The following is a 12,938-nucleotide window of genomic DNA, read 5'->3' on the forward strand; positions in this document are numbered from 1 at the left end:
ACAGTTCCGGCATGCGTGACGCGGGTGATTTTTCCGATCGATCGGGTGAGGCCCGATGCGTGCCGTTCGTCGCGCTTCAAGCCGATGGCGGCTGCACGAGCGAGCGCGCCAGTGCGACGAAGCGCTCGACGCACGCCGACGCGAACGGCTCGTTCCATGACACGATCTGCTCGACCGCGCGCGTGCCGGCGAGCGGCACGTAGACGACGCCCGGACGCTGCAGCGTCGCCGTGAAGCCCGGCACGATCGCGATGCCGCGCTCGGCGGCCACCAGCGACACGAGCGTCGTGATCTGAGCGGCGGTCGCGCCGATCCGCGGCGTGAATCCGGCTTGCGCGCACAAGTCGTCCAGTGCCGCGGTCAATGCCGAACCGTAACCGGGCGGAAAGGTGACGAAGGTTGCGTGCGCAAGCGCCGCGACATCCACGCTCGCACGGCTCGCGAGCGGATCGCCGGCCGGCACGGCCGCGACGAGCGGTTCGCGCGACACGACGAGCGACGCCACCGGCGCGCCGGGCGCACCGTGCCATGCCCAGCCGAAACCGATGTCCATCGTGCCGTCCGCGATCTGCTGGCGCTGGCTCGCGGTCGCCGCCTCGCGAAACGCGAGTTCGACATCGGGCATCGTCCGGCTCGCGACGCGGATCACGTCGGGGAACGTGTCGGACATCGGAATCGAGCTCGCATAGCCGATCACGATGCGCCCGGCGACGCCCTGCGCGATCTTGCGTGCACTCGCCTCGGCCTCGGCGGCCGCGCTGACGACGTGGCGCGCATGGTCGAGGAACGCGGCGCCCTCCGGCGTCAGCCGCACCGCGCGCGTCGAACGCTCGAACAGCCGGACGCCGAGCTCGCTTTCCAGCGCGGCGATATGGCGCGTCAGCGGCGGCTGCGCGACCCGCAGGCGCAACGCCGCGCGGCCGAAGTGCAGTTCGTCGGCGACGACCACGAAATAGCGGAGGCGGCGCAGGTCGAGCATTGTTGTCGTTCCGGTATCAATCGCGATGAAAACGGTATTGGCGTGCACGCGGCGCGCTCGTCAGACTGTCGGTATCGACGACCAGGCCGCTCCGATGAACGACAGGACCACGCGCATCGCGTTCTTTCTCTGCGGCTTCGCCGCGTTTCTCAATCTGTATTCGACGCAGGGCATCCTGCACGAACTCGCGGCCACCTTCGGTGTCAGCGCGGAGCGCGCGGGGCAGGGCGTGAGCGCCACCACGACGGCCGTCGCCATTATCGCGCCGTTCGTCGGCGTGCTGGCCGCGCGCATCGAGCGGCGCGTCGCGATCTCGCTAGCGGCGGTGGCCGTCGCGCTGCCGGTCGTGTGGTCCGCGCAGGCGGGCAGTTTCGCGTCGTTCCTCGGCGCGCGCTTTGCGGCCGGTCTCGTCATGCCGTTCATTTTCGCGCTGTCGATCGCGTATATCGCCGAGCGCTTCGATCGCGGCACGTCGGCCGAGATCAGCGCGCTGTTCGTCGCCGGCACGACGCTCGGCGGTTTCGCCGGCCGCTTCGCGACCAACCTGATGACATCGATCTGGGGCTGGCGGCATGCGCTCGACGTCGTCGCGGCGTTGTGTCTCGTCACGGGCGTCGCGATCTACGCGAGCCTGCCGGCGTCCGGCGCAATCGCGCGGCGCGTCGAGCACAATGCGGATAGCGGCGCGGGGCCGTCCTGGCGCATCGTCACGCGCGGCCCGCTGCTTGCGTCGTTCGCGATCGGCGCATGCGTGCTCGCGTCGCAGGTCGCGACGTTCACGTTCGTCGGCCTGCGCCTCGCCCGCCCGCCGTTCAATTTCGGCACGGTCGGGATCGGCGCGATCTACGCGGTGTTTCTGGTGGCGGTGGTCGTGACCCCGCTGGCAGGACGCCTCGCGCGGCATCGCGGTCCGCGCGCGCCGGGGCTTGCCGCGGCCGCGCTCGCGATCGGCGGGGCGCTGCTCACGCTGTCCGACCACGTGCCGGTGATCCTGGCCGGCCTCGCGCTCAGCTCGACCGCCGTGTTCGTCGAACAGGCGTCGGCCAACACGTTCATCTCGCAGGCGGCGTCGAGCGCGCGCTCGACGGCGATCGGCATCTACCTGTCCTGCTATTACTTCGGCGGCAGCCTCGGCTCGATCCTGCCGGTGCCCGGCTGGCATCGGTGGGGATGGGCCGGCTGCGTCGCGTTCGTGGTCGCGGCGCAGGCCATCGTCGGCGTGCTCGTATGCCGGTTCTGGCATGCCGACGGTGCAGCCGGCACTGCGCAGGCAGACACGCGCGGCGTTACGCCGACGCGCTGACCGGGTTCAGCGATACCAGCGCGGCGTATAGACCCACTCGCGTGCGTTGCCGACCGCGAAGCGCCGCGTCGTCGACGAGCCGACGATCACCATCGTGCGCATGTCGACCTGATCGCTGCGCAGCGCGCCGAGCGTCGTCGTCGTGAGCGTGGCGCCCGGCCGGCCGATGTCGCGGCCGAGCACGACCACCGTCTCGGCGCTGCGGTGCGCGCGCACGGCATCGAGCGCACGATCGAGCTGCCACGGCCGTGCGCGCGAGATCGGGTTGTAGAACGCCATCACCAGATCGGCCTGCGCCGCATGCCGCAGGCGCGTCTCGATCACGTCCCACGGCTTCAGGTTGTCCGACAGCGAGATTGCACAGAAATCATGGCCAAGCGGCGCACCGGCCTGCGCGGCCGTCGCGAGCGACGCCGAGATGCCGGGTTCAATGCGCAGGTCAACCGCGGCCCAATGCGGGTCGCGCGCTTCGTCGAGCGCTTCGAGCACGGCCGCGGCCATCGCGAACACGCCCGGGTCGCCCGACGACACGACCGCGACGCGCCGGCCCTCGGCCGCGAGTTCGAACGCATGGCGGGCGCGCTGCATCTCTTCGCGATTGTCGGTGCCGTGCACGCGTTGGTCGTTGCGGAACGGGCCGGCCATGTTCACGTAGGTCGTGTAGCCGAGGATGTCGGTCGCGTCCGCGAGCGCGGCGCGCGCAGCCGGCGTGAGCCACGCGGCGCAGCCTGGGCCGAGGCCGAGCACCGTTAGCCGGCCGCGCGCACGGCCGAGCGTGGCGGGGTCGACCGGATGCGACGCGACCGCGCATGCGATGCCGTTCGTCGTGGCGCGCAGCGTGTGTGCGACGCGCAACGCGCGACCGAGCAGGGTGGCCGCATCATCTGTCGCGTCAGCGTCGCCGTCTTTATCGGTATCGGTATCGGTATCGGTATCGGTATCGACGAAGCGTAGCGGCACGTCGAGCGTGTGCGCGGCTTCTTCCAGCACGCCATCACCGATTGCCGATGCGGGCGCAACGATGGCCGCGAGCGCCAGCCGTGCGAGACCTTGCGAATCGAGTGCCGCATCGATGCGTGCGGCAAGCGCTTCATCCGCGTGGATAGCCTGCGCATCCACGCCGATCACGACGCTGCGCGGATGAATCACGAGTTCGTCGCGCGCGCCGCGCCATGCGTCGGGGGTCACGCGGATCGCATGCGCGGCGGCTTCGTCGCGCGGCAGCGCGACATCGTCGAGCCACGGCGCCGCGCCGTCGATGCGCGTCGACGCGCCCGCGAGCAGATCGGACACGAAGCGCTTGCCCTGGCCGAGATCGGCGAGCGCATAGCCTTCCGGCGGATTGAGCACGCACGCGCCGAAACGCAGTTCGCCGCTCGTCGTGATCGCCGGCGCAACGCCGACGCATGCGGCGATTTCCCGCGCGATCACGTTGACGCCCGTCAGCCCGCCGAGCAGCGGCACGACCGCCGAGCCGTCTTCCGCCACCGCGAGCACGGGCGGCTCGACGCCCTTGTCGGCGAGCGCGGCGGCAATGCAGCGGATCACGATGCCGGCCGCGCACAGCGCGACGATCGGCAGCCCGCGCGCATAGAGTTCACGCAGGTGCGCGCCGAGATCGTCGAACGGCACGTCGGCCGCGACGCGCGATGCGAGGCCATGCACGCGCGCGCCCGGATAGCGCGCCTGGATGCGCCGCGCGGTATCGAGCGCGCCCGCGCCGAGAATCACGATCGCGGGCGGAGTCGTCATCCTTGCCATTTTTCCCCCGGCACGACGAGCAGCGAGAAATACGGCGACGCCATCGGATCGACTTCGTCGAGCGGCACGATGCGCTGGCTCGCCATCGTCGCGCGCTCGACATACAGCGCGCGCTTCGCGAGCCCCAGTTCGTCGAGCACGCGCCGCACCTTGTCGAAATTGCGGCCGAGCTTCATCACGACGGCCGCGTCGGCCCGCGCGAGCCGCTCGCGCAGTTCGGGCTCGGGCAGCACGCCCGACAGCACCGACAGGCTCTGGTTGCGATAGACGAGCGGCTGGCCGAGCACCGCGGTGCCCCCGAGCATTGAACACACGCCGGGGATCACCTCGGTGTCGTAGCGCGGCGCGAGGCGGTCGTGCAGGTACATGTACGAGCCGTAGAAGAACGGGTCGCCTTCGCAGATCACCGCGACGTCGCGCCCCGCGTCGAGGTGCGCGGCAACGATCTCGGCAGCCGTGTCGTAGAAGTCGGCGATCACCGTCTCGTAGCACAGCGGCGGCGGCAAGGCCTCGGTCGTCACCGGATAGACGAGCGGCAGTTGCGTCTGCGCGTCCTGCAGGTGCGCTTCGACGATGCCGTACGCATTGCCTTTCTTGCCCTTCGCGACGAAATACGCGACCACGGGCGCGGCCTGCAGCACGCGCAGCGCCTTGATCGTCATCAGTTCGGGATCGCCGGGGCCGACGCCGACCCCGAACAGGCGTCCGCGCGCGGTCGTCATTCGACCTCCGTCGCGAGTGCGTTGACCGCAGCCGCCGCCATCGCGCTGCCGCCGCGCCGGCCGAGCAGGGCGACGTACGGCACGCCGCGGCTGTCGGCATCGAGCAGCGCCTTCGATTCGGCCGCGCCGATGAAGCCGACCGGGAAACCGAGGATCAGCGCGGGGCGCGGCGCACCGGCGTCGATCATGTCGAGCAGGTGGAACAGCGCGGTCGGCGCATTGCCGATCACGACGACGGCGCCCGCGAGATGCGGGCGCCACAGCTCGAGCGCGGCGGCCGAACGCGTGTTGCCGAGATGCCGCGCGAGATCCGGCACCTCGGGCTCGCCGAGCGTGCAGATCACGCGGTTGTCGGCAGGCAGCCGCGCACGCGTGATGCCTTCGGCGACCATCCGCGCGTCGCACAGGATCGGCGCGCCGGCCGCGAGCGCCGTGCGGCCCGCCGTGCCGGCACCGGCCGAGAAACGCAAGTCGTAGACGACGTCGACCATCCCGCACGCATGGATCACGCGCACCGCGAGTTTCTCGAGGTCGGGCGGAACCTGCGACAGGTCGGCCTCGGCGCGGATCGTCGCGAACGACTGGCGGTAGATTTCCTGCCCGTCGCGAATGTAGTCAAGCATCGGTGGTGTCCTGGCTGTGCCGCGCGCCCGTCAGTCGGGCCGCGGCCTGGTCAATCGTCAGATGGCGCGCGAGCGGGGCGCCGAGGCCCGCGGCGGCGTCGCGCCGGTAAAGGTCGTAGTGCGCGGGCGCAACCGCGACGAGCGTGTGCGTCGCGGGATGCGGCAGCGCGCAGTGGCGCTCGCAGCCGGTCAGGTGCACGTCGACTGCGTGGCCGATGCGGGCGGCGAGCGCGAGGGCGTCGTGCTTCGTGTCGGCGCGCGCCTTCGCGCAGCCCGCGCTGCCAGTGCACGCGACGAGCGTCGCCAGCGCGTCGGACGACGCGCAGACGAGGCCGAGCGACGCGAGCGCATCGAGCGTGGCCGGTGCGCGTTCGCGCGATACGCGATGCAGGAATACGCCTTGCCATGGCGTCATCGACAGCGTGCCGTCGCCGTCGGTTTCGGCCAGCGCGGCGAGCCGTTCCAGTTGGGTGGCATCGAGCCGGCCGAGCACGAATTGCGCGCCGACGTTGCAGCGCGTCGCATCGAGCGACGGGCGCACGCCGAAACGCAGCGTCGGGTCGGTGCACGTGCGGCGCCAGCCGGCAAGCGCCGGATCGGCTTCAAGCGGGAAGGGCAGGTAGTGCTGTGCGCGTTCGAGTAATGTGCGCTCGCCGCATGTTGCGAGCAGTGCGCGCATTCGCGTGACATCCGCCGGCGCGAGATCGAGGAACGCGAGCAGCAGCGCGCGAACCAGCGCGACGCCTTGATCGGGCGCGACATCGACAGAAGCGGGACGGTCATCGTGCGCGACCGGCGGGCAACCGGCCAGCCCGGCCGCGACGCGCACCGCGCCATCGCCGCGACGCCAGGCAGCCAGCCAGATGTCGTGCGGATGGTCGAGCGCCGCAACCGATTCGCCGCCGTCGAGCTGGATCGAGAATTTCGGCGACAGCTCGCCGCGGCGCGGCTCGCGCGCCAGCATGTCGAAGAGCGGCGCGGCGAGCGCGCGGCTGTCGACGAGTGCGGCAGGGTCGTGGCCGGCGAGCGGGCTGAGCATCACGTTGCGCACGTCGTCGCTCGCGGCGAGCGCGGCCGCATCGGCGTCTGCATTCGAGGTGGCGTCGACGGGCGGGCCGAGACCCGCTTCGAGCAACGCACGCGTCAGCGCGTCGGCCGCGCCGTCGCGAATGCCGCGCAGCTGGAGATTCGCGCGATTGGTCGCGTCGATCGCGCCCGAGCCGAAGGCGCGCGCGGCGGCGGCGATCGCACGCGCCTGGCGCGCATCGAGCCGGCCGCCCGGCAGCTTGATCCGGCACAGCCCGCCGTCGGCGGCCGCGACCACGCGCACGAGCCCCGGGCAGGCCGACGGGCGCACGACGGGCGACGCAGGAATCGAAACGGGGGCGGAACTCAACGGGGTACCGGGACAGTGTCGGGCCGCGGCCAACGCATCGGTACACCCCGCCCGACGCCGACTGGCACGCACGCACTTTCTGGCCGGCAGGTCTCCTGGCTGACAGGTCGGCGCCGGCTCCCGGCCTTCCCGGTGGAACCAGTGGCATGAGGGGGAGATCGGCTCGCTGTCTACAGTTGCGGGGGCAGCCACAGCGGCGCGTGGCGCGCCCTGTGTTCCCTCTTCGGCCCCGAGGGGCACCGGCGAACGAACGGCCGTAGGATACCCGATTTTCGAGACGATCCGGCATTGTCGATTTGCCGCACAACCGCGTCACAGCGCAGTTTCAGCCGGTTTTGCTCTATCTCGCAAATGGTACGATTGGCAGCTCGACACCAGGCCGGCGACCGCCGGTATCCGCGATGAGACTCGCCAGGACGGAGCTGTTCGGCATGGGCATTGCGCTCGGCCTGCTGGCCATCCCGGCCTGGATGCTGCTCGCGTGCGTACTGATCCCGCTTGCGCCGTCGGTCGAGTGGCCGAAGAATGTCGGCCTCGCGGGCCTCGGCGTGCCGATCGTGGCGGGCGGCACGGTCCTGTACCGGAAAACCGATGCACGCTCGCTCACGTGGCTGCTGCTCGGCCGGCTGCTGATCGCGTCGATCGGCGGGATGGTTCTCGCCTTGCTGACGTTCGTCGTCGGCGTGCCGCTCGGGTGACGTCGTCGCCGCATCGCACCGGCGGGCGGGCAGCACGCACGGCGCGGGGGCGGATCGGGATCATCAACGAATCAACGCGCGGCAGCCCGGCCGCCGCGCATCGCAACACACGGTAGGAAATCGAACGATGGGGAAGGGTGCATGACGGCGTGGCTGACGGTAGTGGGCATCGGCGACGACGGTTACGCGGGGCTCGGACGCAGTGCGCGGCGCGCATTGCTCGACGCGACGCTCGTCGTCGGCGCGAGGCGGCATCTCGACATGCTGCCCGCGCGGCTGCCGGCCGCGCGCGAAGCGTGGCCGTCGCCGTTCGACCTCGCGGGCGTGCTGGCGCGGCGCGCGTCGCCCGTCTGCGTGCTCGCCAGCGGCGACCCGATGCTGTTCGGCGTGGGCGCCACGCTCGCGCGCCGGCTTTCCCCCGACGAATGGCGCGTACTGCCCGCGCCGTCGTCGCTGTCGCTCGCGGCCGCGCGCCTCGGCTGGGCGCTGCAGGAGGTCGGCGCGGTCTCGCTCGTCGGCCGGCCGCTGGCGACGCTCGCGCGTCACCTGCTGCCCGGGCGCCGCCTGTTCGTGCTGAGCGCCGACGGACGCACGCCGGCCGCCGTCGCGGCCGAGCTCGTCGCACGCGGCTTCGGGCCGACGCGCATCAGCGTGTTCGAACATCTGGGCGGCCCGCTCGAGCGGCGGCTCGACGGCCTCGCGCAGGACTGGCGCATCGACGAAACGGCCGCGCTCAACCTGGTCGCGCTCGACTGCCAGGCCGGCCCCGACGCGCCGCGCCGCGCGCTCACGCCCGGCCTGCCGGACGATGCGTACCGTCACGACGGCCAGCTCACCAAGCGCGACCTGCGCGCGATGACGCTCGGGCGTCTCGCGCCCGCGCCCGGCGAGCTGCTGTGGGACGTCGGTGCCGGCAGCGGCTCGATCAGCATCGAATGGATGCGCGCGCATCCGTCATGCCAGGCGATCGCGATCGAAGCGCATGCGGAGCGGCAGCGCTTCATCGAGCACAACCGCGACGCGCTCGGCGTGCCCGGCCTGCAGCTCGTCGCGGGCCGCGCGCCCGACGCGCTCGCGGGACTCGCCGCACCCGACGCGATCTTCATCGGCGGCGGGGCGACCGCGCCCGGCGTGCTCGACGCGTGCTGGGCCACGCTGAAGCCCGGTGGCCGGCTGATCGCGAACGCGGTCACGCTGCAGGGCGAGATGACGCTCGCCGCCTGGCGCGACGCGCATGGCGGCACGCTCACGCGCGTGTCGCTCGCACACGCCGAGCCGCTCGGCCGCTTCGATACGTGGCGGCAGCCGTTGCCGGTCACGCTGTACGACGTGCGCAAGCCCGATGCGGCCGACACACCCGCCGCGTCGGCCGCGACGAACGCAACGGACGCGTGATGCGCGACGAGACTCCCGAACAGCCCGCGCCGCTACGTTTCGGCTATACGACCGGCAGCTGCGCGACCGCGACGTCGCTCGCCGCCGCGCGGCTGCTGCTCGCGGGTCGTGCGGACGACGCGGTCGAGATCGTGCTGCCGAAGGGGCAGCGCGTGATGATGCGGCTCGCGTTCTGCCGGGCCACCGCCGACGGTGCGGAAGCCGGCACGATCAAGGATGCCGGCGACGATCCGGACGTCACGCACGGCGCGTTGATCTTCGCGCGCGTCGCGCTCGCGGCGGCGCCCGGCGTGCGGTTTCATGCGGGCCCGGGCGTCGGCACGGTCACGCGCGCGGGGCTGACGCTGCCGGTCGGGGAACCGGCGATCAACCCGGTGCCGCGCCAGATGATGACGACGCACCTGGACGCGCTGGCGGCCGAGCACGGCTATGCGGGCGGCTTCGACGTGACGATCGGCGTCGAAGGCGGCGAAGCGCTCGCGCTGAAGACGATGAACCCGCGCCTCGGCATCGTCGGCGGACTGTCGATCCTCGGCACGACCGGCATCGTGCGGCCGTTCTCGTGTTCGGCCTATATCGCGTCGATCCACCAGGGCATCGACGTCGCCCGCGCGAACGGCATCGCGCACATTGCCGCGTGCACCGGCAACGCGAGCGAGGACGCGATGCGCGCGCACTATCAACTGCCCGACATGGCGCTGATCGAAATGGGTGACTTCGCGGGCGCGGTGCTCAAGCACCTGCGGCGCGCGCCGGTCGCGCGGCTGTCGATGTGCGGCGGCTTCGGCAAGCTCAGCAAGCTCGCGGCCGGCCATCTCGACCTGCACAGCCGCCATTCGAGCATCGACCTGCCGCTGCTCGCGCAGTGGGCGGCCGAGGCGGGCGCAAGCGATGCACTGCAGGCCGCGATGCGCGCCGCGAACACGACCCAGGAAGCGCTGAAACTCGCGCACGCCGACGGCGTGCCGCTCGGCGATCTCGTCTGTGCGCAGGCGTTGCGCGTCGCGCGCGACATCGTGCCGCCGTCCGTCGCGGTCGAGATGTTCGCGATCGACCGGCAGGGCCGCTTCGTCGGGGAGGCGCGATGAGCCTGCGCATCCTGCTGCTCGGCGGCACCGGCGATGCGCTGAAGATCGCGCGCGCGCTCGGGCCTCGGCACGTCTACAGCCTGGCCGGCCTCGGCAAGGTGCCCGACGATCTGCGCTGCGACGTGCGCGTCGGCGGCTTCGGTGGCGCGGCCGGGCTGGCCGCCTATCTGCGCGACGCCGGCATCGGCCTCGTGATCGACGCGACCCACCCTTATGCGGCGCAAATCAGCGCGAATGCCGCCGTCGCGGCGCGTGAAGCGGGCGTGCCGCTGTGGGCGCTGCGCCGCGCGCCGTGGGTGCCGCAACCCGGCGACGACTGGCGCATGGTCGACGACTGGGCCGGCATCGAGGCCGTGCTCGCGCCGTTCAGGCGGCCGCTGTTCACGCTCGGCCGCGAACCGCTCGCGCATCTCGACGCGATCCCGCCGCACCAGTTCTGGCTCGTGCGCTGCCTCGACGCGCATCCCGGCAACGCGCATGCGCAGATCGTCGCCGCGCGCGGGCCGTTCACGCTCGACGGCGAGCGCACGCTGTTCGCGCTGATGGGCATCGACGTCGTCGTCAGCAAGAACAGCGGCGGCACGGCCACGGAAGCCAAGCTCGAGGTCGCGCGCGAACGCAGGCTGCCGGTCGTGATGCTGCGCCGGCCGCCGCTGCCCGACGCCGACCGCGCGTTCGATTCTGCCACGGCGCTCATCGACGCGCTCGATCCGGCCGCGCGCGCATGACGCCGCGCGGCCGGTCATCCCATGAATTGACGGAGATTTTTCGATGACGGTGTATTTCATCGGCGCGGGCCCCGGCGACCCGGAGCTGATCACGGTGAAGGGCCAGCGCCTCGTGCGCACGTGCCCGGTGATCCTGTATGCGGGCTCGCTCGTGCCGGCGGCCGTGCTCGACGGCCATCGCGCCGAGCAGGTCGTCAATACGGCCGAACTCGACCTCGACGCCATCGTCGCGCTGCTCGCCGGCGCGCATGCGAAAGGGCAGGACGTCGCGCGCGTGCATTCGGGCGACCCGTCGCTGTACGGTGCGATCGGCGAGCAGATTCGCCGCTTGAAAGCGCTCGGGATACCGTATGAAATCGTGCCCGGCGTCACGGCCACGGCCGCGTGCGCGGCGACGCTCGGCGTCGAGCTGACGCTGCCCGGTGTCGCGCAGACGGTGATCCTCACGCGCTTCGCGGGCAAGACGACGATGCCGGAAGGCGAAGCGCTCGGCGCGCTCGCCGCGCACCGCGCAACGCTCGCGATCCATCTCGGCGTGCGCCATCTCGCCCGTATCGTCGACGAAGTGCTGCCGCATTACGGCGCCGATTGCCCGGTCGCGGTGATCTATCGCGCGAGCTGGCCGGATGAAGAACGCGTGACCGGCACGCTCGCCGACATCGTCGCCAAGGTGCAGGGCACGCAGATCGAGCGCACCGCGCTGATCCTGATCGGGCGCGTGCTCGACGCCGAAGGGTTCGCCGATTCGACGCTGTATGCGAGCGCGGGCTGATCACGCCCGGGCCGCCCTGAGTTCGGTACGGCGTGCGCGCAGGGGCGTGTCGCGCGCCGCGCCGATCGTGATCGCGCCGCCGGCGAAATGGATCGGCGACGCCGACTCACCGAGAATGCCGACGACGGGGATCAGGTTGAGCAGTTGAGCACGACCACCGTCCTGTCCGATCGCGGCGGGGCAACATTGCGCGGGATACGTGCTACGCGCGCGCGGCGTGCAGCACCCGCTTCGGCGCAAACCCCGCCGCCAGCGCGAACAGCGCGACACACAGGCAGGCCATCGCGATCCACGCCGGTGACAGATCCGCGAGATGCTGGCGCACGATGCCTGCCGCGAACGGGAACAGCCCGGCGATCAGGTAACCGATGCCCTGCACGAACCCCGTCAGCGACGCAGCATCGGCCGGCGTCGCCGCATGGTCGACGGTGACGATCAGCGACAGCGGAAACAGCGCGCCGATCCCCGCGCCCATCAGCAGCGCGGCCGGCAGCGCGAGCGCTTCCGGTGCGGCCAGCATCACCAGCAAGCCGACGAACAGCGACGCGATCGCCGCATGCAGCGCGGGCCGGCGGTCGGGCAGGCGGTCGATCGTCGCGGAGATCGTCAGCCCCGCGACGACTTCCGCGAGCGTCACACCGCCGAGCAGGCTGCCGGCCGCCGTCGGCGACCAGCCGAGCCGCATGTAGTACGGCGGCAGCCACGCGAGCACGAGCGTGTACGCACCCGTCGCGATGCCGAAGAACAGCGCGAGCCGCCACGCGCGCGGCGAGCGCGACGGCTGCGCGTTCGACGCCGACGTCGGCCCGGCGGCGAGCGCGTCGCCGCCGCGGCTGGCCAGCGGCCACGCGAGCGCGGCCACCCCGGCCGGCAGCGCCCAGCCCGCGAGCGCGGGGAGCCAGCCCCATTGGGCCGCGGCGAACGGCGCGACGACGCTCGCGAGCACGGCGCCGCCCATGATCGACGTCGAATAGACGCCCATCGCACCACCGATCCGCGACGCGAAATGCGCCTTCACGAAGCCGGGCAGCAGCGCCTGCACCATCGCGATCCCGACGCCCGCGCAGCAGGCGCTCGCGAGCAGCAGCCACGCATGCTGCGCGCCGATGCGCGACACGCAGGCGAGCCCGATCAGCGCGACGCCGAGCCAGACGCCGCCCGCGATGCCGGTCAGGCGCTGCAGACGCCGCGCACTCAGCGCGCCGAGGCCCATCAGCAGGATCGGGATCGTCGTCAGCAGGCTCGCCGCGCCGTCACTGATGCCGGTCGCGCGCTGGATCATGTCGAGCAGCGGGCCGACCGCGGCTAGCGCCGGCCGCAGGTTCAGCCCGACGAGGACGATGGCGGCAAGCCGCCATCCGGGGGAAGTGAAGCGATTCATTGCAAGGCCCTCGATATCGGTGCGCGGCCGCCTCCGGGGAGGTGCCGCGCGCTTTTCATGTAAAGTATCTCGACATCAAGATAAATGCTGAT

12 protein-coding genes and 1 riboswitch are annotated in these 12,938 nt (G+C 71.7%); of the genes, 6 read left to right on the plus strand and 6 right to left on the minus strand.

Annotation, left to right across the window (positions count from 1 at the left end; all coding sequences use genetic code 11):
- Nucleotides 1-76: 76 nt before the first annotated feature.
- Nucleotides 77-979: a LysR substrate-binding domain-containing protein gene (locus CFB41_RS08725; RefSeq protein WP_089456216.1), complete on the minus strand. Its 903-nt coding sequence runs from the start codon at nucleotides 977-979 to the stop codon at nucleotides 77-79.
- Between the two features lie 94 nt (nucleotides 980-1,073).
- Between CFB41_RS08725 and CFB41_RS08730 the strand changes: the two genes are divergently transcribed.
- On the plus strand, nucleotides 1,074-2,282 hold the full coding sequence (locus tag CFB41_RS08730; RefSeq protein ID WP_089456217.1) for an MFS transporter: 1,209 nt from the start codon (nucleotides 1,074-1,076) through the stop codon (nucleotides 2,280-2,282).
- Nucleotides 2,283-2,288: 6 nt separating this feature from the next.
- Here CFB41_RS08730 and cobJ read toward each other — a convergent pair whose 3' ends face one another.
- Genes cobJ through cobG form a run of 4 tightly spaced genes read right to left on the minus strand, consistent with a single transcriptional unit; the run spans nucleotide 2,289 to nucleotide 6,745 of the window.
- Nucleotides 2,289-4,034, minus strand: coding sequence for a precorrin-3B C(17)-methyltransferase (cobJ, locus tag CFB41_RS08735; protein WP_089456218.1), 1,746 nt, complete (start codon nucleotides 4,032-4,034; stop codon nucleotides 2,289-2,291).
- Complete coding sequence (locus CFB41_RS08740; protein WP_089440092.1) at nucleotides 4,031-4,765, minus strand: precorrin-2 C(20)-methyltransferase; 735 nt, start codon at nucleotides 4,763-4,765, stop codon at nucleotides 4,031-4,033. The genes cobJ and CFB41_RS08740 overlap by 4 nt, the downstream gene beginning before the upstream one ends.
- Complete coding sequence (locus tag CFB41_RS08745; RefSeq protein ID WP_089456219.1) at nucleotides 4,762-5,388, minus strand: precorrin-8X methylmutase; 627 nt, start codon at nucleotides 5,386-5,388, stop codon at nucleotides 4,762-4,764. The genes CFB41_RS08740 and CFB41_RS08745 overlap by 4 nt, the downstream gene beginning before the upstream one ends.
- The gene (cobG, locus tag CFB41_RS08750) at nucleotides 5,381-6,745 is read right to left on the minus strand and encodes a precorrin-3B synthase (RefSeq protein ID WP_306427069.1); all 1,365 of its coding nucleotides are present in this window, start codon (nucleotides 6,743-6,745) and stop codon (nucleotides 5,381-5,383) included. The genes CFB41_RS08745 and cobG overlap by 8 nt, the downstream gene beginning before the upstream one ends.
- Before the next feature lie 106 nt (nucleotides 6,746-6,851).
- Nucleotides 6,852-7,043, minus strand: a riboswitch (cobalamin riboswitch).
- 142 nt (nucleotides 7,044-7,185) lie between these two features.
- Here cobG and CFB41_RS08755 point away from each other — a divergent pair.
- From CFB41_RS08755 to cobM, 5 genes are all read left to right on the plus strand, one after another.
- Nucleotides 7,186-7,482, plus strand: a complete 297-nt coding sequence (locus CFB41_RS08755) for a hypothetical protein (protein ID WP_144029911.1) — start codon at nucleotides 7,186-7,188, stop codon at nucleotides 7,480-7,482.
- A gap of 141 nt (nucleotides 7,483-7,623) precedes the next feature.
- On the plus strand, nucleotides 7,624-8,877 hold the full coding sequence (gene cbiE / locus CFB41_RS08760; RefSeq protein WP_089456222.1) for a precorrin-6y C5,15-methyltransferase (decarboxylating) subunit CbiE: 1,254 nt from the start codon (nucleotides 7,624-7,626) through the stop codon (nucleotides 8,875-8,877).
- Nucleotides 8,877-9,965 carry a cobalt-precorrin-5B (C(1))-methyltransferase gene (locus CFB41_RS08765; protein ID WP_089456223.1) on the plus strand — a complete coding sequence of 363 codons (1,089 nt, stop codon included), beginning with the start codon at nucleotides 8,877-8,879 and terminating at the stop codon, nucleotides 9,963-9,965. Before cbiE ends, CFB41_RS08765 begins: the two co-directional genes overlap by 1 nt.
- Nucleotides 9,962-10,693 carry a cobalt-precorrin-6A reductase gene (locus CFB41_RS08770; protein WP_089456224.1) on the plus strand — a complete coding sequence of 244 codons (732 nt, stop codon included), beginning with the start codon at nucleotides 9,962-9,964 and terminating at the stop codon, nucleotides 10,691-10,693. The genes CFB41_RS08765 and CFB41_RS08770 overlap by 4 nt, the downstream gene beginning before the upstream one ends.
- A gap of 43 nt (nucleotides 10,694-10,736) precedes the next feature.
- Nucleotides 10,737-11,465 carry a precorrin-4 C(11)-methyltransferase gene (gene cobM, locus CFB41_RS08775; RefSeq protein ID WP_089456225.1) on the plus strand — a complete coding sequence of 243 codons (729 nt, stop codon included), beginning with the start codon at nucleotides 10,737-10,739 and terminating at the stop codon, nucleotides 11,463-11,465.
- A 202-nt stretch (nucleotides 11,466-11,667) separates the two neighbouring features.
- On the opposite strand, the gene CFB41_RS08785 is transcribed toward cobM, so the two are convergent.
- Nucleotides 11,668-12,846, minus strand: coding sequence for an MFS transporter (locus tag CFB41_RS08785; RefSeq protein ID WP_089456227.1), 1,179 nt, complete (start codon nucleotides 12,844-12,846; stop codon nucleotides 11,668-11,670).
- Between the last annotated feature and the right edge of the window lie 92 nt (nucleotides 12,847-12,938).

Source organism: Burkholderia sp. AU33803 (genome assembly GCF_002223095.1).
Taxonomy (GTDB): domain Bacteria; phylum Pseudomonadota; class Gammaproteobacteria; order Burkholderiales; family Burkholderiaceae; genus Burkholderia.